At 66.6% G+C, this 21,165-nt stretch carries 17 protein-coding genes and 1 pseudogene; 12 read left to right on the forward strand and 6 right to left on the reverse strand.

Annotated features, from left to right (window positions below; all coding sequences use genetic code 11):
• The first annotated feature begins 286 nt into the window (after positions 1-286).
• The 9 genes from AC5P9P_RS15310 to AC5P9P_RS15350 all read left to right on the forward strand — a co-directional run bounded on the left by AC5P9P_RS15310 (position 287) and on the right by AC5P9P_RS15350 (position 10,879).
• Positions 287-2,863 carry a TonB-dependent receptor plug domain-containing protein gene (locus AC5P9P_RS15310; protein WP_049403171.1) on the forward strand — a complete coding sequence of 859 codons (2,577 nt, stop codon included), beginning with the start codon at positions 287-289 and terminating at the stop codon, positions 2,861-2,863.
• 52 nt (positions 2,864-2,915) lie between these two features.
• The gene (msuE, locus tag AC5P9P_RS15315; RefSeq protein ID WP_049403172.1) at positions 2,916-3,497 is read left to right on the forward strand and encodes an FMN reductase; all 582 of its coding nucleotides are present in this window, start codon (positions 2,916-2,918) and stop codon (positions 3,495-3,497) included.
• Positions 3,498-3,654: 157 nt separating this feature from the next.
• Positions 3,655-4,017, forward strand: a complete 363-nt coding sequence (locus AC5P9P_RS15320; protein ID WP_005409341.1) for a DUF3088 family protein — start codon at positions 3,655-3,657, stop codon at positions 4,015-4,017.
• Between the two features lie 14 nt (positions 4,018-4,031).
• A complete protein-coding gene (locus tag AC5P9P_RS15325) occupies positions 4,032-5,009 on the forward strand; it encodes an MsnO8 family LLM class oxidoreductase (RefSeq protein ID WP_049403173.1) in 978 nt (325 codons plus the stop codon).
• Positions 5,010-5,027: 18 nt separating this feature from the next.
• Positions 5,028-6,371 carry an LLM class flavin-dependent oxidoreductase gene (locus AC5P9P_RS15330; RefSeq protein WP_049403174.1) on the forward strand — a complete coding sequence of 448 codons (1,344 nt, stop codon included), beginning with the start codon at positions 5,028-5,030 and terminating at the stop codon, positions 6,369-6,371.
• Positions 6,372-6,375: 4 nt separating this feature from the next.
• Positions 6,376-7,596 carry a M20 aminoacylase family protein gene (locus AC5P9P_RS15335; RefSeq protein ID WP_495232911.1) on the forward strand — a complete coding sequence of 407 codons (1,221 nt, stop codon included), beginning with the start codon at positions 6,376-6,378 and terminating at the stop codon, positions 7,594-7,596.
• Entirely contained in the window at positions 7,593-8,144 is a 552-nt protein-coding gene (locus AC5P9P_RS15340; protein ID WP_111108871.1) for a GNAT family N-acetyltransferase, read from the forward strand. Before AC5P9P_RS15335 ends, AC5P9P_RS15340 begins: the two co-directional genes overlap by 4 nt.
• Positions 8,141-9,886, forward strand: coding sequence for an amino acid ABC transporter permease/ATP-binding protein (locus AC5P9P_RS15345; protein ID WP_111108870.1), 1,746 nt, complete (start codon positions 8,141-8,143; stop codon positions 9,884-9,886). The genes AC5P9P_RS15340 and AC5P9P_RS15345 overlap by 4 nt, the downstream gene beginning before the upstream one ends.
• Before the next feature lie 15 nt (positions 9,887-9,901).
• A complete protein-coding gene (locus AC5P9P_RS15350; RefSeq protein WP_111108869.1) occupies positions 9,902-10,879 on the forward strand; it encodes an ABC transporter substrate-binding protein in 978 nt (325 codons plus the stop codon).
• A gap of 57 nt (positions 10,880-10,936) precedes the next feature.
• On the opposite strand, the pseudogene AC5P9P_RS15355 reads toward AC5P9P_RS15350, so the two are convergent.
• A pseudogene (locus tag AC5P9P_RS15355) lies at positions 10,937-14,057 on the reverse strand (galactose-binding domain-containing protein).
• Positions 14,058-14,580: 523 nt separating this feature from the next.
• On the opposite strand from AC5P9P_RS15355, the gene AC5P9P_RS15360 reads away from it, so the two are divergent.
• Complete coding sequence (locus tag AC5P9P_RS15360; RefSeq protein ID WP_049403212.1) at positions 14,581-15,078, forward strand: helix-turn-helix transcriptional regulator; 498 nt, start codon at positions 14,581-14,583, stop codon at positions 15,076-15,078.
• A 38-nt stretch (positions 15,079-15,116) separates the two neighbouring features.
• Here the strand turns inward: AC5P9P_RS15360 and AC5P9P_RS15365 are convergent, their stop codons facing one another.
• A complete protein-coding gene (locus AC5P9P_RS15365; protein WP_049403178.1) occupies positions 15,117-16,193 on the reverse strand; it encodes an MBL fold metallo-hydrolase in 1,077 nt (358 codons plus the stop codon).
• 104 nt (positions 16,194-16,297) lie between these two features.
• Between AC5P9P_RS15365 and AC5P9P_RS15370 the strand changes: the two genes are divergently transcribed.
• The gene (locus tag AC5P9P_RS15370) at positions 16,298-16,909 is read left to right on the forward strand and encodes a TetR/AcrR family transcriptional regulator (RefSeq protein ID WP_049403179.1); all 612 of its coding nucleotides are present in this window, start codon (positions 16,298-16,300) and stop codon (positions 16,907-16,909) included.
• Here the strand turns inward: AC5P9P_RS15370 and AC5P9P_RS15375 are convergent.
• The 3 genes from AC5P9P_RS15375 to AC5P9P_RS15385 all read right to left on the reverse strand — a co-directional run bounded on the left by AC5P9P_RS15375 (position 16,906) and on the right by AC5P9P_RS15385 (position 19,876).
• Positions 16,906-18,852 (reverse strand): EAL domain-containing protein, encoded by a 1,947-nt coding sequence (locus AC5P9P_RS15375; protein ID WP_495201986.1) that lies wholly within the window; start codon positions 18,850-18,852, stop codon positions 16,906-16,908. The genes AC5P9P_RS15370 and AC5P9P_RS15375 overlap by 4 nt on opposite strands.
• A gap of 96 nt (positions 18,853-18,948) precedes the next feature.
• Positions 18,949-19,665, reverse strand: a complete 717-nt coding sequence (locus AC5P9P_RS15380; RefSeq protein WP_049430338.1) for an SDR family NAD(P)-dependent oxidoreductase — start codon at positions 19,663-19,665, stop codon at positions 18,949-18,951.
• A 28-nt stretch (positions 19,666-19,693) separates the two neighbouring features.
• Complete coding sequence (locus AC5P9P_RS15385; RefSeq protein WP_033834472.1) at positions 19,694-19,876, reverse strand: hypothetical protein; 183 nt, start codon at positions 19,874-19,876, stop codon at positions 19,694-19,696.
• 75 nt (positions 19,877-19,951) lie between these two features.
• Here AC5P9P_RS15385 and AC5P9P_RS15390 point away from each other — a divergent pair, with 75 nt between their 5' ends.
• Positions 19,952-20,755, forward strand: a complete 804-nt coding sequence (locus AC5P9P_RS15390) for an APH(3')-II family aminoglycoside O-phosphotransferase (protein WP_033834473.1) — start codon at positions 19,952-19,954, stop codon at positions 20,753-20,755.
• Here the strand turns inward: AC5P9P_RS15390 and AC5P9P_RS15395 are convergent.
• Positions 20,728-21,153 carry a DoxX family protein gene (locus AC5P9P_RS15395; RefSeq protein WP_111108865.1) on the reverse strand — a complete coding sequence of 142 codons (426 nt, stop codon included), beginning with the start codon at positions 21,151-21,153 and terminating at the stop codon, positions 20,728-20,730. The genes AC5P9P_RS15390 and AC5P9P_RS15395 overlap by 28 nt on opposite strands.
• Positions 21,154-21,165: the final 12 nt, after the last annotated feature.

Below are 21,165 nucleotides of genomic sequence, written 5' to 3' on the forward strand. Positions count from 1 at the left end.
GACAGTCGACTCTACCCCCGTAGGTTGTCGCCCGCCGCCCGCCGCCCGCCGCCGGTCGCCCACCACCCACCACCCACCACCTGCCACCTGCCACCCGCCGCACATCATCCAGCGTCGATTGCCCATCGCCGTCCCGCGCGCGTGCTGTGCAGGGCTGCCTAACGTCATTACCAGCAGTCATGTGGGTGGCCGGATGTTACGGCTGGGTGACGCGATCGCGCCTGTCGCGGTGGGCGGACAGGCCCTTGAATGGAAGCGTGTTTCCGGCCCACCCCCACGAGCCCCCATGCCTGCCGCCCACGCCCCTGTCCTGAGCACTCTCGCTGTTCTGATCACCGCCATCCTCGCCGCGTCGCCCACCCATGCGGCGGAAGCCGATGCCGATCCTGCCGCCACCGCCGCGACCGCCAACGTGGCAGCATCCACGCTGGATGCGGTGGTGGTGACCGGCTCGCGCACCAGCACGCGTACGGTGAAGAACAGTTCCACGCCGATCGACGTGATCTCCGCCGAGGACCTTGCCTCCACTGGCCAGGCCAACCTGCTGGAAGCGCTGCAGCGCGCACTGCCGTCGCTCAGCCAGATTGGTGGCTACCAGAGCGACCAGGAGAGCCTGATCCGTGGCTACCAGCTGCGCAACCTGTCGCCCGGCTACACGCTGGTGCTGGTGAACGGCAAGCGCCGCAATGCCAGTGCCTATGTGAGCGGTGCCAATGGGGGCGGCTTCCCAGGCCATGCGTGGGCGGACCTGGCGTTGATTCCGGTGTCGGCCATCGACCACGTGGAAGTGCTGCGTGATGGTGCGTCGGCCATCTATGGCTCCGATGCGATTACCGGTGTGGTCAACGTGATCCTGAAGTCGCAGGCGCACGGTGGCGAGCTCGCCGTGGAAAGCGGGCAGAGCATTGATGGCGATGGCTCGCGAACCAGCGTGCGTGCCAACGTTGGCCTGCCGTGGGGTGCCGATGGCTTCGTCAACCTCTCCGGCGAGACCACCCGCCAGCATCATGCGATCCGCACCCGCCGCTACATCGATGGCTATCTGAGCTACCCGGCGGTGGATGGTAGCGGCAATCTGGTGGCGCTGCGGCCGAATAATCGATTGCCGGCCGGCGCATCGCCGAACCCGGCCGAAGCCAGCCGCAATGCCGAGGCCAACACCATCCTCAGCTCCCCGTCGTATGCGCTGAAGGCGTTCGCGGTGAACGTGGGCCATGGCCTGGGCGAGAGCGCGCAGTTCTACGCCAACGCCACGGCCAGCGATCGCACCGCGCAGGCAATCCAGAACTTCCGCCTGCCGGCGACCATCTTCACCACTTACAAGGCTCCAGGCGTGCTGAACGTGTTTCCCGATGGCTTCCTGCCAGTGCTGGAAACCAAGGAGAAGCAGTACACCGGCACTGCGGGCGTGAAAGGCCAGATCGCGGGCTGGGATTACGACGCCAGCCTGACCGGCAACCGCAGCACGGTGCGCACCTATACGCGCAACTCGGTGAACTACTCGCTACCGTACCCCGGTTCGCCCACTGATTTCTATGATGGCAAGCTGGACTACCAGCAGGGCATCGCCAACCTGGACCTGCGCCGTGGCTTCGAGGTGGCGGCGTTTGCGTCGCCGCTGGAGGTGAGCGCGGGCGCCGAGTACCAGCACGAACAATACGAGCGTGGGGCAGGGCAGTGGGAGTCCTACACCGGCTTTGGTGCTGCGGCCTTCGTCGGCTATTCCACTGCGGACGCGGTGAAGGCGACCCGCAACAGCAAGGCGGTGTACGGGGGTGCGGCCAGCAACATCACCTCGCGCTGGTATCTGGATGCGGCGGCGCGCTGGGAAGACCATTCCGACTTCGGCAGCGTGTCCACCGGCCGCCTGACCACGCGCTTCGACGTCACCGATGCGCTGGGCGTGCGTGCCACGGTCAGCAACGGTTTCCACGCGCCCAGCCTGGGCGCGCAGTACTACCAGGCCACCGGCAGCTGCCCGTGCGGCACCACGCTGGTGGCGCAGGTGTCTTCGCCGGCGGCGGTTGCGCTGGGTGCTACGCCGCTGAAGCCCGAGAAGGCCACCAACTACAGCCTGGGCGTGACCTGGGACCCGAGCCCTGCGTTCCATCTGGCCGTGGATGCCTACCAGATCGACATCCGTGGCCAGCTCGGCCAGTCCAGCCAGATCGGCTACAACGCGCAGGATCCAGCGCGCATCACCGACAACAGCGGCACGGTGCTGACTGCGGCGCAGAAGAACACCATCGATGCGCTGCTGGGTTCGGCCGGCATCAGCATCCTGCCGGGTGATGCGTTCTACGCCAGCTACTTCACCAACGTTGGCAACACCCGCACGCGCGGTGTCGAGCTGACCCTGGAGGCGAACCAGGAAACCGCGTGGGGCAAGCTGCGCTGGAGCTACGCGGCCAACGTGGGGCGCACCACCATCCAGAAGATCAGCGACATTCCGGCGGCGCTGCAGGGGCTGCCGAACATCAACCTGTTGACCAAGAGCAGCGAGTACGCGCTGCGCTTCCGCACGCCCAGCTACACGCAGGTGGCGGGGTTGGGCTGGCAGAACGGGCGCTGGCGCTCGAACCTCGACTTCACCTACTACGGACCGATCAAGCGCCTGAACAACGGCGTGGAGTACAAGCAGCCGCCGGTGCTGGTGACCAATCTCTCCGGTGCCGTGGAACTGGGTGCAGGCTGGAGTGCGGCGCTGGGCATCAACAACGTGTTCGACAAGCGCACGCGCAAGGTGCCGGAGTACGCGCGCAGTGCCACCGATGTGGCGAGCATCGAGACGACCTGGGACAACGGCGACGTGTTGGGCAACGTCGGCGCGTACTGGTATGGGCGGGTCAGTTACCGGTTTTGAGGTTCACGCCAAAGGCGGCCGGACGTGGTCCGGCATCATCGAGGAGCATTTCATGTCTTCTGCATTGAAGGTGGTGGCAGTGGTGGGGTCACCGACCAGCTCGGCGACGTCGCGCACGTTGCTGCTGGTGCGACACTTGTTGGCGTCGTTGCAGCAGCGGGTGCATGCCAGCGTGGAGCTGGTGGAGCTGGCGCCGATCGCGCGTTCGCTGGGGCAGTCGCTGTCGCGCGATGAAGCGGAGCCAGCCGTAGAGCAGGCACTGCAGGCAATCGAGACGGCCGGTCTGCTGGTGGTCGCGGCACCGGTGTATCGCGGTTCCTATCCCGGGCTGTTCAAGCACCTGGTCGATTTCATCGGGCTGGAAGCGCTGGTGGATACGCCGGTGCTGCTGGCGGCGACCGGTGGCAGCGAGCGCCATGCGTTGGTGATCGACCACCAGTTGCGGCCGTTGTTCAGTTTCCTGCAGGCGCACACGCTGCCGATCGGGGTGTATGCCACGCCTGCCGACTTCGATGGCGAGCACATCAACAGTGCAGCCTTGCAGGCCCGCATCGCACTGGCGGCCGAGCGCGCGGCAGGGCATCTGGCTTCGCAGGCGCTGGCGGTACCGGCGCCGCTGCGAAGGATCGCCTGACGGCATAACCGGCGGCGCTTTGCTTATGGCCAAGGCGCATCTGCATGGCCGGATCTGACCGCCGATTGTCGCCTGGCATCGCCGTGCCGACCGCCGTCATCTCTAGCATCGATATCGAAGTGGCATCGCATTGCCGCACCCCGATGAGGACGACCCCGTGAGTCTGGACGCAACCGACAAGCCCATCCTGTTCCTGCTCGACCGTGAGTTCGAGGACGGACAGATTCCCGGCCAGCGCTTCTTCTGCCGGCATAGCCTGTTGCTGGAAGGTGCGCTGTCGAGCATCGACGGCCTGGACGCGCAGCTGGACGTGCGCCGCATCGGTTTCGCACGGCCGCGCCGGGAGGTGATCGCCGAGATCGGCGAGCAGGACCAGTCGCTGCCGAAGCTGGTGCTGCCGCAGGGCGTGCGCAGTGACCTCGCGAGTGGCGTGCACCAGGACCGCCAGTACATCTCCGGTGCCGAACCGATCCTGGCCGCGCTGAACGGGTTGCTCGGCATCCCCGTGGCCCATCCCTGAGCGAGGACGCGACCATGAGCTATCAGATCAGCGTACTGGACAAGAGCCCGGTGGCCGAAGGCGCCTCGCCGGAGCAGGCGCTGCGCAACAGCCTGCAGCTGGCGCAGCGCGCCGAACAGCTGGGCTATCACCGCTACTGGTTTGCCGAGCACCACGCCGCGCCGACGTTGGCCAGCCCCGCACCGGAAGTGCTGGCCGCCTGGGTGCTGGCGCAGACCCGGCGCATCCGCATCGGCAGCGGTGGGGTCATGCTGCGTCACTACGCGCCGTACAAGGTGGCGGAGAACTTCAACCTGCTGGCCGCGTTGGCGCCAGGGCGCGTGGATCTGGGCGTGGGCAAGGCGCCCGGCGGCCTGCCGGCATCTACCGCTGCATTGGCAGCGGGGCGGCCGGCGTTCGCCGACTTCGACCAGCAACTGCGCGATCTTGAGGGCTATCTGTCCGGCGCCGAAGCCGATGTGCTGGCGCGGCCGATTCCGCAGCAGGCGCCGGAGCGCTTCCTGCTCGGTGCCAGCCCGCAGAGTGCACGGCAGGCGGCCGAGCTGGGCTGGCGTTTCGTCTACGCCGCGCACTTCGACGGCGACCCGAAGCACATCGAGGCCGCGTTCGACGCCTACCGCAGCGTCTCCTCGCAGCCACCGCTGCTGGCTACGGTGGCCTTCGCCGCGCCGACTGCCGAAGCCGCAGCACGTCATATCGGTGCGCTGCGCGTCTACAAGCTGCACCTTGGTCCCGGGCAGACGGTGAACCTGCCCAGCCCAGAGGCGGCTGCCGAGTATGCGCGCCAGGTGGGGGGGGCCGACTACCGCATCGAGGAAACACGCCCGAGCGTGTTGTCAGGCGATGCGCAGCACGTGCGTGACGAACTGGACGCGCTGCATCGGCGCTTCGGCGTGGGCGAGTTCATCCTCGATGCGCCGGTGGCCGACCTCGACGCGCGCCTGACATCCCTTGAACTGCTGTCGCCCGCGCCGCGCGCGGCGGTGGCCTGACCTGCAGGAGCGATTCCCATGAGCACCACTCCGCGCCACATTCCGTTCGGCATCATGCTGCAGGGCCCCGGCAGCCACATGCACGCCTGGAAGCACCCGTCCAATCCGGCCGACGCCAGCGTCAACCTGCAGTTCTACATCGACATCGCGCGCACCGCCGAGGACAACGGCATCGCGTTCGGCTTCGTTGCCGACGGCCTGTACATCAACGAAAAGTCGATCCCGCACTTCCTCAACCGCTTCGAGCCGATCTCGCTGCTGTCGGCGCTGGCCACGGCGACGAAGAAGATCGGCCTGGCCGGTACGCTGTCCACCTCCTACAGCGACCCGTTCACGGTGGCCCGCCAGTTCGCCTCGCTGGATCTGCTCAGTGGCGGTCGTGCTGGCTGGAACGTGGTGACCTCACCGTTGGAAGGTTCGGGTCGCAACTATGGCCGGCCGCACCCGGAGCATGCGCTGCGCTACCAGATCGCCGACGAGTACCTGGAGGTGGTGCAGGGACTGTGGGATTCCTGGGATGACGACGCCTTCGTGCGCGAGCGCGACAGCGGCACGTTCTTTGCGCCGGAGAAGTTCCGCCGGCTCGACCACAAAGGCCGCTTCTTCCAGGTGGAAGGCCCGCTCAACATCCAGCGTTCGCCGCAGGGACAGCCGGTGATCTTCCAGGCCGGTTCGTCTGATGATGGCATCGCGCTGGCCGGCAAGTACGCCGATGCGGTGTTCACCCATTCGCCATCGCTGGAAGAAACCCGCGCGTTCACCCAGAAGGTGAAGAACTCGGCGATCGCGCACGGCCGCAGCGGCAACGACGTGAAGATCTTCCCGGGCATCGGCCCCATCGTCGGCCGCACCGCCGAGGAGGCCGAAGCCAAGTACCAGGCGATTGCCGCGTTGGCCACGCTGGAGGATGCACTGGCGTACCTGGGCCGCTTCTTCGACCACCATGACTTCAGCCAGTACGACCCGGATGCACCGTTCCCGGAGCTGGGTGACATCGGCAGTAACTCATTCCGTTCCACCACCGACCGCATCAAGCAGGATGCGCGTGAGAAGGGGCTGAGCCTGCGCCAGGTGGCGCTTGAAGCGGTGAGCCCGCGACCAAACTTCATCGGCACGCCGGAGCACGTGGCCGATGAGCTGATCCGTTGGTTCGACGCCGGTGCCAGCGATGGCTTCATTCTCGGCTTCGCGGCGCAGCGCGAAGGCCTGGACGATTTCGTGACCCAGGTGCTGCCGATCCTGCAGGCCCGCGGCTACCACCAGCGTGAGCTGCAGGGTCAGACCCTGCGTGAGCATCTGGGGCTGCCGTACAAGGCCAGCCGCCATTCGACCGACGCCGAACCGGCGCGGAAGGTGGGGTAGGGCGATGAGCGGAGAGAATTCGGTAGCGCCCGGCCATGCCCGGCGAGACCCCGCGTCCATCGGCGTGCTGCCCGAAATCGCGGCACGCGCCGAGGCGGCCATCGCGATCCGCCATGACCTGCACCGGCATCCGGAGCTGGCCTTCGAGGAGCACCGCACCAGCGCCCGTGTGGCCGAGCTGCTGCAACAGTGGGGCTATGAGGTCACCACCGGGCTCGGTGGCACAGGTGTTGTCGGCACGCTGCAACGCGGGCAGGGCGGACGTCGTCTCGGCCTGCGCGCCGACATCGATGCACTGCCGATCCACGAGGACTCGGGGCTGGCCTACGCCAGCCAGAACGAAGGGCTGATGCATGCCTGTGGCCACGATGGGCACACCGCCATCCTGCTGTCCGCCGCGCATTACCTGGCCCATCACGGCAATATCGACGGCACCCTGCAGCTGGTTTTCCAGCCGGCCGAGGAGACGGGGTCGGGCGCATCGAAGATGATTGCCGACGGCCTGTTCGAGCGCTTCCCGGTGGACGCGATCTATGGCCTGCACAACTGGCCGGGCGTGCCGGTGGGCCACTTCGGCTTTGTCGATGGCCCGGCGATGGCGTCGGTGGACTGGGCACGGCTGAAGGTGATCGGAAAGGGTGGCCACGGTGCCGAGCCGCAGGGCAGCGTGGATCCGATCCTGGTCGCCGCGCACATCGTCACTGCATTGCAGAGTGTGGTGTCGCGCAATGTCGACCCGCGGCAGATGGGCGTGGTCACCGTCGGTTCGATCCACGGTGGACAGGCCGCCAATGTGATTCCGGACGTGGTCGAGCTGAAGCTGACCGTGCGCGCCTACCTGCCCGAGGTGCGCGACACGCTGCGCCGCCGGGTGACCGGGATTGCCGAGCAGACCGCTGCCGCTTTCGGGGCACGCGCCGAAATCGAGTTCCCGCGTGGCTTCCCCAGCGTGATCAACCACCCGCAGCAGACCGCCTACATCCGCGACGTGGCCGTGCAGGGCTTCGGCAACGAACAGGTGGTGCCGGAGTTCGCGCCGCGCACCGCCAGCGAGGACTTCGCTTTCCTGTTGCAGGCACGGCCCGGGAGTTTCGTGTTCGTCGGCAACGGCGACAGCGCACCGTTGCACAGCCCGCGCTATGTGTTCAACGACGCCGCAATCGCACCCGCTGCCAGCCTGTGGGCGCGGCTGGCCGAAGACTATCTGGTGAAGGACGTGGCATGAGCAACAACGAACGCTTCCTCTATACCTCGGTGGATGATCCATTGGCGCGGCCGCTGTTCGATGGCCTGGAGCAGGAGTACGACAGTCGCTATGCCGACGTGCGCCGACGCATCGGCGGCAGCGCCCGCGAGGAGCTGCAACGCTATCCGGCGCAGGCCTTCGCGGCGCCGGTAGGCGCGTTCGTGCTGCTGCTGCGCGATGGTGTGGCGATCTCCGGCGGCGCCTTCATGCCGCACCGCGATCCGGACACCGCCGAATTCAAACGCATCTGGACGCTGCCCGGGCTGCGCCGGCAGGGCATCGCGCGTCGCGTGCTTCAGGAACTGGAAGACCAGGCGGCGCGGCAAGGGTACCGGCGGGTGTTCCTGACCACCGGCTTCCGCCAGCCTGAAGCCGTCGGCCTGTACCTCAGCCACGGCTACACCGCGCTGTTCGATCTGGATGCGGACCCGGAAACGGTTGCGCATCTGCCGTTCGAAAAGCACCTGCGGGCACCGGCGCCCGTCATCGTGCCTGCGCAGACCCAGCTGCAAGGAGCCCACGCGTGAGCACGCCTTCGACCGCGCTGGATGGCATTGCAACCCGGCCGGCGCCCGCACCGGCGCTGAAGATCGTGCCGGCCCGGCATCCGCTGCAGGTGTTCGGCACAGTATTGGCACTGGCGCTGATCCTGATCGGGTTGCAGTCCGTACTGGGTAATCCGCGCTGGGGCTGGGGCACCTTCGCTGAGTGGTTCTTCGCACGCCCGGTGCTCGAGGGCCTGGGCCGCACGCTGCTGCTGACCGCGCTCGGTACCGGTCTCGGTTTCGCACTGGGCACCTTGCTTGCGCTGGCCCGCGTCTCTGGTTCGCCGCTGCTGTCGGCGGTGTCGTGGGGCTACGTGTGGTTGTTCCGCTCGATCCCGCTGCTGGTGCTGTTGCTGCTGCTGAACAACCTGGGCTATCTGTACAGCACCATCGAGCTGGGCGTGCCGTTCACCGGCATCAGCCTGTTCTCGTACCCGACCACGCAGCTGATCGGTGTGTTCACCGCCGCGGTGCTGGGCCTGACCCTGAACCAGGCCGCGTTCTCGGCCGAGGTGATCCGCGGTGGCATCCTCTCGGTCGACCACGGCCAGTACGAGGCTGCGGCCGCGCTCGGCCTGCCGCGCGGTCGCCAGGTGCGCCGCATCATCCTGCCGCAGGCAATGCGTTCGATCCTGCCGGCCGCGTTCAACGATGTGATTGGCCTGGCCAAGAGCACCTCGGTGGTCTACGTGCTGGCGCTGCCTGAGCTGTTCTACACCGTGCAGGTGATCTACCGGCGCAACCTGGAAGTTGTGCCATTGCTGATGGTGGCCACGGTCTGGTACCTGGTGATCCTGACCGTGTTGTCGCTGCTGCAGCGGCGCGTGGAGCAACGCTTCGCGCGCGGCCAACTGCAGCGCGAGCGCTCGGTGTCGCGGGTGTCGTCGCCCCCGCGTGTGCAGAGCGACGCCGCGCCGCGCGTAGCAAGCCGCCCGCGTATCGCCACCCAGGTTGAAGCGGGCGAGGGCGCGGCAGTGTCGCTGCATGGTGTGGGCAAGGCGTTTGGCGATCAGCCGGTGCTGGAAGATGTGAACCTGGAGCTGCGCGCTGGAAGCGTGACGGTGCTGATCGGCCCTTCGGGCGCCGGCAAGTCCACGCTGCTGCGGCTGATCAATCATCTGGAACGCGCCGACAGCGGTTACGTGACCGTCGGAGGCCAGCTGATCGGCTACCGTCGCGAGGGCGACACCCTGTACGAACTGCCCGAGCGTGAGATCCGCCGCCGTCGTGCGGAAGTGGGCATGGTGTTCCAGGGCTTCAACCTGTTCCCGCACCTGACCGCGCTGGAGAACATCATCGAAGCGCCGATCGCAGTACGCGGTGTGCCGCGCGCGCAGGCCGAACAACAGGCGCGCACGCTGCTGGAGCGGGTCGGCCTGGCCGACAAGGCCGATGCCTTCCCGCGCCAGCTGTCCGGTGGCCAGCAGCAGCGCATCGCGATTGCCCGCGCGCTGGCGCTGCAGCCGAAGGTGCTGCTGTTCGACGAACCGACCTCGGCGCTGGACCCGGAGCTGGTGGCTGAAGTGCTGAGCGTGATCGAAGAACTGGCCCGCTCCGGTACCACGCTGGTGATCGTCACCCATGAGCTGAGCTTCGCCCGCCGCGTGGCCGACCACGTGGTGATGATGGACCAGGGCCGGGTGATCGAGCAGGGCACGCCCGAGGCTCTGTTCGAGCGCCCGCGCCAGCAACGCACCGCCGATTTCCTGGCCAAGACCCTGTAACCCTCAAGGAATGCCATGAGCCCTGCAGCACCCCGTCGCCCCTCACGCAGCACCTTGTTGATCGCAGGCGTGCTGGTCATCGGCATCGCCGGCATCGTCTACTCGCGCGTGCGCCAGGCCCCGGATGCCGGCGCCGTGGCCGCGACCAGCCTGGCCGGCGCGAACACCGCCATCCTGAAGGGCACGCTCGACGCGGAGGCGCAGGCCTTGATTCCGGCTGGCTACCGCTTCGTCACGCCGGGCGCATTCACCGTGGCGACCCACCCGGGGCAGCTGCCGCTGGCCGATTACGGCGCCGACAGCAAGGACGTGGTCGGTATCGAGCCCGACATCGCACGGCTGATCGCCGATGCGTTGGGCCTGAAGCTGGTGATCGTGCCGGTGGCGTGGGCCGACTGGCCGCTGGGGCTGGAATCGGGCAAGTACGATGCGGTGCTGTCGAACGTGACGGTCACCGAGGAGCGAAAGAAGAAGTTCGATTTCTCCAGCTACCGTTACGACCTGCTGGGCATCTACACGCGCACTGATGGGCCGATCCAGAAGATCGAAAAGCCGGCCGACGTTGCCGGGCTGAAGGTGGTGGTCGGTGCCAGCACCAACCAGGACCAGATCCTGCGGCAGTGGGACCAGCAGAACATCGCTGCCGGCTTGAAGCCGGTGGAGTACCAGTACTTCGATGACGCGGTGGTCGGCCGGTTGGCGGTGATCACCGGGCGGGCCGATGTCTCGTTCGAGCCCAATGCCACCGGCGCGTACTCGGCACGCGACGGCAAGGTGCGGCGCGTGGGCCTGTTCCCCGGCGGATGGCCGAACGCTGCGGCGATCTCGGTGACCACCCGCAAGGGCAGCGGCCTGGCTGATGCGGTGACGCAGGCGCTGAACACGCAGATTGCCAGTGGTACCTATGCGCAGGCGCTGAAACGGTGGAACGTGGCCGAGGAAGCCGTGCCGCAGTCGCAGACCAACCCGCCGGGATTGCCGACGCTGCAATGACACCGGGCGTGGCCCGGGTGACCCCCGCTTTGTAGAACCAAGCCTTGCTCGGCTGCTTTACCAGCGCGCCTCCAGCGTTTTGAACGGTTTCGCCAGCCGCACACCCTCGGCATCGAAGTCGGAAACGCTATGCCTATCCACACGCACCGTCTTCGGCATGGTGCGCGCCGGCCACCAGACTTTCACTGCCTTCCCGCTGCGCAACCCCTTGCCCAGCGTGACCGTCAGCGTGCCGTCGCGCTGACGCGCCTGCATCTGCAACGTGCCATACGCGGTCGGCAGCCGCTCCACCGCCAACCCATCGCCCGCCACCCACGACGGCGGCGTGCCCGGCAGCAATGACAACGCATCATCGTCTTCGCGCATCAGCATGCCGAACAGCGTGCGGCCGTACTCGGCACCCATCCAGGTATGCGGCATGTCGCCCAGGTAGCGGGGGAAACGCAGCCGCGAGTGTACGACCTCGGCCAGTACCTGCCACTCAAGCGGGCGCCGATCATGCAGCAGTCCCTGCAGCAGCTCATCGGCAACCTGCGGTTGGCCCAGGTGCACATGGCTCAGCACGTTGCGGATCTCATACGGCGTATAGGCGTACAGCGCATCGGGCTGGCTGCGCTTGCGCACATCCTCCAGATAACGCGCGAAGGTGGTCCGCAGTGCCTCGGCGGGCAGCACGCTCTGCGCACCGGTGGGGTCCAGTGCGATCGATACGCCGGTTGGATCGCCATCGCCCAGGTCGGCCGAGGAGGGGATGAAGTCGATGCCCTTCCACGCCATCGTCGCCTGGATAGAGGCGTGCAGCGCGTCGTAGAGCAGCTTGTATTGCTCGCGCGCCCAGGCAGCAGTCTCGTGGTCACCCAGTGCCTCGGCCAGCCATGCGCCGTCGTGCCATCCCTTCAGGCCCCAATAGTCGTCCCAGTAGCTGTGGGTGGGAGATGGATAGCCCTCATGGCTGATCGACGGTGCAAGGATGCCCGCGAAGCGCTCCGGCGCCGGCTGGTCGGCCTTGTAGCCGGGCACCAGCGTGCGCTCGCGTAGTTCCTGCAGGAACTGCAGCGCGGCCTTCACCTTGGGCAGGTAGGCACGCACCGATTCCGGTCCACCATCCAAGCGCGCGACATCGGCCACCAACGCGACGTACTGTCCCTGGCTGTCGTACTCGATGTCCGATCCAAAGCCGGTGTTGACACTGCCATCGTCGTTGAGGATCGGCGAGACCAGGCCGTTGGCATGCACGCCGTGTTCGCTGTACCAGGCCAGGTAGTCGCGCGCGACGCGTGCTTCGCCCATGCGCAGCAGCACCGCCGAGGTGGCCATGCCGTCGCGGATGAAGGAGCGGTTGTAGTTGCGGGGCCCGGGCTGCATGGCCGGGCCGGTCTGGTTGATCAGCATGTAGGCGGCCTGCGCGCGCAGCATGTCCACCAGCGAAGGATCGGGCAGGCGCAGCCCGACCTGGCCCAGCCGTGCCTGCCAGTCCGCGGAGGCCTGCGTGGCCAGGGAATCGAACGCCGTATTGGCATCGCGGGGCAGCGTGGCCAGATCGAGCGCAGGCGCCTCCGGCAGTGCGCCCTTGCTATCGGCGGCGGCAGTACCCAGCGGGAACGCGACCACGATGGCATCGCTGGCGCCCGGTGCCAGTGATACACGGTAGTTGAGCGCGGCGGCGGCAAGACCCTGGTCATCACGCGCCTGTTGCGTGGAGGGCAGCTGGCCGGCAGCGAGGATCGCGGTGATTTCCGTTGCGCCCTCCCTGCCAAATGGCGCCGCGCCGGATGCAGTCACCGGCGTGGGCGACTGCAGCAGCGTGCGTCCATTGATGCGCACGGCCTGTCCATCGATCGCCACATCGCGGATGGGTGACAGCCCGCCGTTCTGCCACGGCGGATTCATCTGCATCGGGCGCACGACCAGGCTGAGCGTGCCTTCGATCCTGGCGCTGCCCGTGTTGTGCAGGCGATGCCGCAGGAAGGTCACCGGCTGGCCACCACGTTCGATGGCAAACACTTCGCTGCGCAGTTCCAGCCCGGGCTGCGGCGACCAGGTGGCGGAGGGCATCGGCTTCCAGCCATCACGCAATGCATGCTGCACGTTCTGCCCGGCGGCACCTGCAGTGCTCCCATTGGCGCTGCGCCAGATCGGCTGCACCAGCGGCGCTCCCTTGAACGCTTCCAGGTTGCCGTACTCGTCGAAGATCGATTTCTGTCGCCCGGCATGCACGCCGACGGCAGTCCAGTAAGTCTGCTGCATCTGCAGCGAGGCCGGGAACAACGCGCGCTGCGCGCCGCTGGCGACGATCTGATACTGCTTCATCGGTGTCATCACGGCTTTTGGGCCGAGCAGGCGCAGGTGTGCCACCTTTGGTGCAGATCCATCCACGCTCAGGCGGAATGCACGCACGGCCTGTGCGGCGTTGGCGGCCAGCCAGCTCTGGCGGTGGCTGGCCGCCTGCGCATCGTGCGCGAGGTCGTGCCACCGGCCCTGTGCATCCTGAACCTGCAATCGGGCAGGGCCGCGGTTTCCATCAGCCCAGTCGACCACCAGACCAGCCGTCGATTGAGTCTGCGGCAGCGTGATCTCTAACGCATGGGATCCATTTGTCCCGGCCGGCATCGGAACGGTGCCGCCGCCTTGCCAGAGCGCTGCTGCCTGCGCTGCATCGATACCGCTGATGCGTGCGCTGAGCGTGCTGTCCAGCGGCTCCATCTCGAAGATCGACACGCCCCAGTCGGAAGTGCGCTGCGGACTGGCCAGCCGCAGATAGCGCGCCTGCCGCGGCGCGAAGTACAGCGTTTCCACATCGCCCAGTGAATCGGCCATCGTGTACGCGGTCTGCCACTGCGTGCCATCCAGTGAGGTCTGCAGCGAATAGCCTTCCGGATTGGAGACATCCCAGGTGAGGCGCGCGCCGGCCAGCAGGGTGGGCGCGCCCAGGTCGATCTGGAACCAGTGCCCAGGGCTGAAGGCGCCGCCGGTCACGGTCTTCGGGTCGCCGTCGATCAGGTGGCCGATCGCCATCGCCGGCACCTGCTGCGAGGAACTGCTGGCCTGCCATTGGCTGCGCGGGGGGGAGGGTCTGTGCCTGTGCGCTGGAGGCCAGGGCGGCCAACAGCAGGGCAATGGCAGATCGCCATGGGATAGCTGAGCGGAAGACCTTGGAGCGTTCGGCGCGCAACGTCATTACGGACAGCCTCGCAGGTTCGACCGGAATCGGGCGAACGCTACGCTAGCAAGGGATGTAATCGGTTACATGACGCGCTGCAATAGCGCCAGGCTGTGCGCGGCGTGTCGGAGGCATGACCGCGTTGACGGCTATGGTTCTGGACGCGCGCCTCGGAAGGGCTAGCTTGGGTCAAGGTCAAGGAGTTCAGTATGGGTTGTCATATGACAACCTTCGTTGGACAGGTGCAGGCTTCGGAGAAGGCGGATGTCTCGTGTGTGTGACCCCGACAAGGACATTGAAGCCGCATTGCGATTTGCGGAAGCGAGGGGTTGGAGATTGCGGGTGGGCGGCAGCCATGCGTGGGGGCGGATGTACTGCCCCTACAACGACAGCAAATGCCGGAGCGGGGAATTCTGCGTCGCGAGCATCTGGAGCACGCCACGCAACACCTGCAATCACGCCAGAGTGCTGCGCCGTGTGGTCGAGAACTGCAGCCGTGAGCAATGAGAAACGGTGCGAGCCGAAACGAGATAGGCAGATGATGGAATTCAATTTCACCCTGAAGTACCGCCTGCCGGACGCCTACGACGATGGCGGCATGCTGGAGCAGCGACTTGTGGAATCGGGTTGCGATGATGCGCTGCTGGGCATCGGACGACCTGGCCGGATGGCGCTGGCATTCTGTCGTGAGGCTGACAATGCCGGTGCCGCCCTGGCGTCGGCATTGGGCGACGTACAGCGTGCCGTGCCGGGGGCCGAGCTGGTCGAAGTAAGCCCCGATCTGGTGGGGCTGACCGATGTGGCGGACCTGTTGGGGGTATCACGCCAGAACATGCGCAAGCTGATGCTGGCCAACCCGCAGTCGTTTCCTTCACCGGTTCACGAAGGGACGACGTCGATCTGGCATCTGGCTGACATCCTCGACTGGCTGCAGGCGCGCGGCAGTGGGAAAGTCACCTCGGAAATGGCGGAACTTGCTACCGCGGCGTTGCAGCTCAACCTGGCCCGCGAAGGGCGCAGGTTGCAGCCGAAGGTGTAGTGCGGGCCACGGTCAGCACCCACCCGGAAAGCGAGGCGTTACAACTCCACCGTCTCCCACCAGCGCGTGCCCGCCTCCGGCGCCTGCATGTCGAGCGCTTCGCCCATCATCGGCGTGGCCACCGGCACATTCTTCGCTGCGGCCAACGCGGTGATGCGTTCGAACGGCTGCTGCCACTCGTGCAGTGCCAGATCGAAGGTGCCATTGTGGATCGGCAGCAGCCACTTGCCGCGCAGGTCCAGGTGCGCCTGCAGCGTCTGTTCCGGCTGCATGTGCACGAACGCCCAGCGCGGATCATAGGCGCCGGTCTCGATCATGGTCAGGTCGAACGGACCATACTTTTCGCCGATGGCCTTGAAGCCGTCGAAGTAGCCGGTGTCGCCGCTGAAGAAGATGCGGAAGTCACCGTCCTGGATCACCCACGAGGCCCACAGGCTGCGGTCGCTGTCGCCCAGTCCGCGGCCGGAGAAATGCTGGCCCGGGGTGGCGGTCAGGCGCAGGCCGCTGGCTTCGGTGGATTGCCACCAGTCCAGCTGTTCGACCTTGCTGGCATCCACGCCCCAGGCGATCAGCTGGTCGCCGACGCCGAGCGGTGCAATGAAGCGCGCGGTCTTGCCGGCCAGCTGCATCACCGCTGCGTGGTCGAGGTGGTCGTAGTGGTTGTGCGAGAGGATCACGCCGGCGATCTGCGGCAGATCGTCGATGCTGATCGGCGGCGCATGGAAGCGGGCCGGGCCCATCCACTGCACCGGCGAGGCGCGCTCGGAGAACACCGGGTCGGTCAGCCAGTACTGGCCGCGCAGCTTCAGCAGGATCGTGGAGTGCCCCAGCCGGAACAGGCTGCGGTCCGGTGCAGCATCCAGTGTGGCGCGGTCCAGCGGCTGCACTGGAATCGGGTGCGCGGGCACGGTGCCCTTGGGTTTGTTGAAGAGGAACGTCCACCAGATCTCCAGGCCGTCGCGCAGGCCCATCGCTGGACGGGGCAGGGCATTGCGGAACTTGCCATCACGGTACTGCGGCGACTCGGGGAAGTCGGGGAGGGACCAGGACTTGCAGAAGGTGTAGGCGGTCACGGCGAGGATTCCAAGCAGGAGGACAAGGAGCAGGCGCTTCATGGGTGACGTCCGCTGAGTACACTGCACAGTGTAGTTTCGGGTTTTCCAAAAGTACACTGCTGAGTGTAAAATGGAGGCATCCGTTCAGTTATCCGGTTCCCGCCATGCCCCGTGCCCCGCAACGCCTGACCGACCGCAAACGCGAAGCCATCGTGCGCGCGGCGGTGGAGGAGTTCCGTGCGGCGGGCTACGAGGCGACCAGCATGGACCGCATTGCCGAGGCGGCCGGCGTCTCCAAGCGCACCGTCTACAACCACTTCCCGAGCAAGGAAGCGCTGTTCTCGATGATCCTCGAGGAGCTGTGGGAGCGCAGCGTGGCCAGCGACACATTGCCGTATCGCGCCGACCAGCCGCTGCAGGCGCAGCTGCTGCAGTTGCTGGGGCAGAAGCTGGAATTGCTCAGCGATGCCAACTTCATCGACCTGGCGCGGGTGGCGATGGCTGAGATCATCCACTCGCCGGAGCGTGCGCAGGCCATCGTCTGCCGCATGGGCGAAAAGGAAACTGGCGAGAGTGCGTGGATCCGCGCGGCAATCGCCGATGGCAGGTTGCGCGAGGTCGATCCGGAATTTGCTGGCCACCAGCTGCACGGGCTGGTGAAGAGCTTTGCGTTCTGGCCCCAAGTTACGATGGGGCAGGCGCCGTTGAACGCACAGGAGCGTGCCCGCGTGGCCGAATCGGCGGTGGCGATGTTCCTCGGTTTCTACGCGGTCTAGCTGGCGGCGAAGCGGCGGAACTCGTCGGCCGGCAGCGCCGCCGAGTACAGATAGCCTTGGCCGACATCCACGCCCAGTGCGCGCAGTTGTTGTTCCTGCGCCAGGGTTTCGGTACCTTCGGCCACCACGATCGCGCCGCAGCGGTGCGCAACTTCGACGATGAAGCGCACGATCGACTGCGACTTGGCGTCGGACAGTGTGGCGATCAGCGCCTGTTCGATCTTGACCTCGGCGATGGCCAGCTGCGAGAGCAGGATCAGGGTTGAATAGCCAGCGCCGAAATCATCCAGCGACAGTGTGACCTCCGCCGCCAGCAGCTGTGCGATGTTGGCATCGACCACGTCGCGCTCGACGATCTCAGTCCATTCGACGATCTCCAGGCGCAACATCACGCCAGGCACATCGTGCAGCTGCAGCAGTTCCTGCAGGCGCAGGCCGAAGTCGGGCAGGCGCAGTGACTCGGCCGAAACGTTCACTGCGATCTTCAGCTGCCAGCCATCGCGTCGGCACTGCTGCAGGAAGTGGATGGCCGACTGCAGCGTGGCCCATTCCAGTTCAGCCAACCGCCCCTGCCGACGCAGCAGGGAGATCACGCGCATCGGTGCGATCATCCTGCCCTCGGTATCGCGCATGCGCAGCAGTGCTTCGGCCCCGACCAGCCGGCGATCCTGCAGGCGATGCTTGGGCTGGTAGCACAGCGGCGCATCCCCCTGCTGCAACCAGCGTTCGAGTGAGCTCTCGATCAGGGCGTCGATCTCGCTGTCGCGCTGGATCGGGTCATCAAAGAACACCACGCCGGATTCGATCGCACTCAGTGCAACGGTGATCGCACGGAACGGAAGATGTCCTTCGTCGGCATCTACGGGGGGCTTCAATTCGACTACCGCACAGCGGAACAGCGGCCGGAAACCGGGCCAATCGCGGCCGACCCGGTCAGCCAGGTTGCTGGCCAGCTCGGTGATCTGCGGTTGCGTGCGCAGTTCGGACAAGGCCAGGTCGCGCACCAGGATCGCCAGCGCGGCATCGCCGAACTGGTAGATCTCCAGTTGCGTGGCCGGCAGCGAGGGCAGCAGCCGATGTACTTCTTCGGTGCTGTCGCGCTGCCAGATACCGTTGTCCTGCAGCGGACCATGGCGCAGGCGCAGATCGCGCAGGTTGCCCATCTCGGCCACGATCAGGCAGGCCTTGCCGATGCCGTCGTTGTCGCGCCAGAAGTGCTGCAGGCGTTCGCCGAGCGCGCGCATGTTGGGCAGGCCACTGATCGGATCGATACGCAGCCAGGCCTGTTCGCGTTGGCGCTGCACGTCGATCTGCGCATCGTTGTAGACCAGTGCGAACACCGCGCCCAGCATCAGCAGTGACAGCGGCAGCGCCAGCAGGCGCTGGATCGCCAGCTCTTCCACCGGCAGCAGCTCGGCGCCGATGATCGCCACGCCCAGGGCCAAGCCGAACGCGGTGACGGCGATGCGTACGCCCCAGGCCTGCAGGATCATGCGCAGCGAGAGTTCATTGAGCATGCGCGGGTGCAGGCGCCTGCGCAGCCAGACGCCTGCCAACATCTGCAGTGCGGCCTCAAGGCCAGCAGGCAGGAAGTACAGCGTGCCTGCGAACTGGTAGCGGGCCAGCAGGCTGGCGCCGAGGCAGGCCAGGCCGCCGCGCCAGCCGCCAAGCAGGCCACTGACCAGCAGGATGTCGAAGCCCAGATGGAGCTTGACCACCCCTTGCGTATAGCGGGCCACGAACCACGAGTTGAACAGGTAGATCAGGCCCAGCGCTACGCCTACGTACAGGCGGCGGCCTTCGATGGCGCGGCCGGCGCGACGGGTGGCGATCAGCAGCACGCCGATCATGCCGATCACCGCCGTGGCCTGCAGCAGGTAAAGCGGCAGGCTGGGCAGGGCGCTGTCCAGGACCTGGGCCGCAACCCGTGAAAGCGCATCCATAGCAGGTTCCCGCCTGTGACTGACGGCCAGTGAGGAGCAGGGTAAACCACGGCCGCCTGTGCGGCCACCGCGAGTGCCCTGCGCTGCCCCTGGGGGTCAGTAGCGCGGGTCGGCGATGGCGGGCAGTACCAGTTCACGTACGAAGCCGGACGGCGACAGCTGCAGCAGCGCACGCACCAAGGTCACCACGTCGTGCACCGGCACCAGTTCGCCATCGCCGCGCGCTGCCGCCGCTGCCACGGGAACCGATAGTGCATCGTCGGTATTGAGGTAACCCAGCTGCAGGCTGGTCACGGCCAGGCGGCGGTCACGGAAGCCTTCGCGCAGGGCATCGGCGATGCCGTTGAGTGCGAACTTCGAGGCACCGAAGGCGACTTCCGGGCGCCCGCTGCGTGGCAGGGCCGAGGTCGAGCCGGTCAGTACCAGCTGTGGGCGCGGTGCGCCCAGAACGCGCGGCAGCAGGCGCTGAAGCAACACGAGCGTGGCGGTGATGTTGACGTCAACCAGCTGGGTGAGCGCGGCATCGCTTTCGTCGAGAAAGGCGTACTCGTCGCTGAAGGCCTTCTCTTCCCAGATGCCCAGGTTGTGGATCAGCACATCCAGATCAGCGGGCGCCTGCGCTGCGATGTGATTGGCAGCGACAGCAGGCTGGGACAGATCGGCTTCGATCCATTGCAGTGCGACGCCTTCGGGGCAGGCGATGTAGCGCGGGCGAGTGCGCGAGACACCGACGACGGTGTCGCCGGGCTGGCACAGACCTTCAACGAATGCCCGACCCAGGCCCCTGCTGGCGCCGATGACCATCAATTTCATGTTGCTTCCTTGTTGTACTGCGGCAGTCTCAATCGACTGCCAGAACGGTGTCCCAGTCGGCGAACGCACGCAGGTTGGTGCGTTCAGCGGTAATGATCGAGGCGATGTTGTCGAGCTGGCAACGGTACTGTGGTAGTAGCCGTCGCAGCTGCTGCAGGTGCTGGGATGCACTGACCACTGACAGCCGGGTCAGTTTGGTCAGGCCTCCCATTGTGCGCTCTGCTGGGCGTTGTGCCTCGGGAGCGGCGAGAATCCGTAGGGTCCACAGCAACAGGAACATCCCGGCATGGGAGCACCCAATCCCTTCACTGATGGCCTGCGGCTGCCGCGGGCATGGCAGGAAGCGTTGGCCGATGCGCACATCGAGCGGCAGTCGATCGGCGTGTCGCGCGCGGATGTCGCGCGGGTGCATCGTCCCGGGCAGACCGACGCCTTCCTGAAATCGGAAGTGATCGATGCCTTCAGTGAACTGGGTGATGAGATCGCCCGGCTGCGTTGGCTGCAGGCGCAGGGGCAGTCGGCGCCGACGGTGATTGCCACGACCGAGGAGGGCGGTCGGCGCTGGTTGTTGATGAGCGCGTTGCCCGGCCGCGACTTGGCCTCCTCGCCGGAGCTCGCGCCGAGACGGGTGGCAGAACTGCTGGCTGACGCACTGCGTGGCCTGCATGCCGTGCCTGTAGCCAACTGCCCGTTCGACCAGCAGTTGGCATCGCGCCTGCAGGCCGCACAGGCACGCGTCGAGGCGGGGCTGGTCGATGCCGATGACTTCGACGACGAGCGGCTGGGCCAGAGCCCGCAGCAGGTTTTCGCCGAGCTGCGCGCTACCCGGCCCGCTCATGAAGACCTGGTGGTCAGTCATGGCGATGCCTGCCTGCCCAACCTGATGGTGACCGATGGGCGGTTCACTGGCTTCATCGATTGTGGCCGGTTGGGCGTGGCCGACCGCTATCAGGACCTGGCCCTGGCCGCGCGCAGCCTGGTCCACAATTTCGGGGAGAGCCGCTGTGTCGCCACGCTGTTCCAGCGCTACGGTGCGGTCCCTGATGAGCGGCGGCTTGCATTCTATCGGTTGCTTGACGAGTTTTTCTGAGACCGCGCACGGCTGGCGATGGCTGCGCAGATCAGGCCACCCACCACGCTCAGGTGTTCCAGCGCGAAGAACAGGGCCAGTTTTTGTTCCGCACCTTGCTTGGCCCAGAAGGTGTGCACGATGACGATGGTCAACAGCATGAACACCGCAAGTGCACCGCTGCCCAGCCACAGCAGGCGATCAAACAGCAGGCACAGTGAGCCGCCCAGCAGCACCACGGCACTGGCGATGTTGAACAGTACAGGCGGGTGCAGCCCGGCCGCCTGCATTTCGGCCACGCTGTTATCCCACGCCAGCAGCTTGGCCAGACCCGAGGACAGGAACACCACGGCCAGCAGCAGTCGGGCGAGGAACCACAGCACGCGGCTGTCGAGCAGGGTGGCGATCATCCGTGGCATGCAGGAACTCCG

It is taken from the genome of Stenotrophomonas sp. YJH_SMC_14-1 (assembly GCF_059372275.1).

Coding starts and splice junctions, on each gene's coding strand:
- AC5P9P_RS15390 (WP_033834473.1), top strand. CDS start 19,952: ATGGGAGCACCCAATCCCTTCACTGATGGCCTGCGGCTGCCGCGGGCA.
- AC5P9P_RS15325 (WP_049403173.1), top strand. CDS start 4,032: ATGAGCTATCAGATCAGCGTACTGGACAAGAGCCCGGTGGCCGAAGGC.
- AC5P9P_RS15365 (WP_049403178.1), bottom strand. CDS start 16,193: ATGAAGCGCCTGCTCCTTGTCCTCCTGCTTGGAATCCTCGCCGTGACC.
- AC5P9P_RS15380 (WP_049430338.1), bottom strand. CDS start 19,665: ATGAAATTGATGGTCATCGGCGCCAGCAGGGGCCTGGGTCGGGCATTC.
- AC5P9P_RS15310 (WP_049403171.1), top strand. CDS start 287: ATGCCTGCCGCCCACGCCCCTGTCCTGAGCACTCTCGCTGTTCTGATC.
- AC5P9P_RS15340 (WP_111108871.1), top strand. CDS start 7,593: ATGAGCAACAACGAACGCTTCCTCTATACCTCGGTGGATGATCCATTG.
- AC5P9P_RS15335 (WP_495232911.1), top strand. CDS start 6,376: ATGAGCGGAGAGAATTCGGTAGCGCCCGGCCATGCCCGGCGAGACCCC.
- AC5P9P_RS15370 (WP_049403179.1), top strand. CDS start 16,298: ATGCCCCGTGCCCCGCAACGCCTGACCGACCGCAAACGCGAAGCCATC.
- AC5P9P_RS15330 (WP_049403174.1), top strand. CDS start 5,028: ATGAGCACCACTCCGCGCCACATTCCGTTCGGCATCATGCTGCAGGGC.
- AC5P9P_RS15375 (WP_495201986.1), bottom strand. CDS start 18,852: ATGGATGCGCTTTCACGGGTTGCGGCCCAGGTCCTGGACAGCGCCCTG.
- AC5P9P_RS15350 (WP_111108869.1), top strand. CDS start 9,902: ATGAGCCCTGCAGCACCCCGTCGCCCCTCACGCAGCACCTTGTTGATC.
- msuE (WP_049403172.1), top strand. CDS start 2,916: ATGTCTTCTGCATTGAAGGTGGTGGCAGTGGTGGGGTCACCGACCAGC.
- AC5P9P_RS15395 (WP_111108865.1), bottom strand. CDS start 21,153: ATGCCACGGATGATCGCCACCCTGCTCGACAGCCGCGTGCTGTGGTTC.
- AC5P9P_RS15360 (WP_049403212.1), top strand. CDS start 14,581: ATGGAATTCAATTTCACCCTGAAGTACCGCCTGCCGGACGCCTACGAC.
- AC5P9P_RS15385 (WP_033834472.1), bottom strand. CDS start 19,876: ATGGGAGGCCTGACCAAACTGACCCGGCTGTCAGTGGTCAGTGCATCC.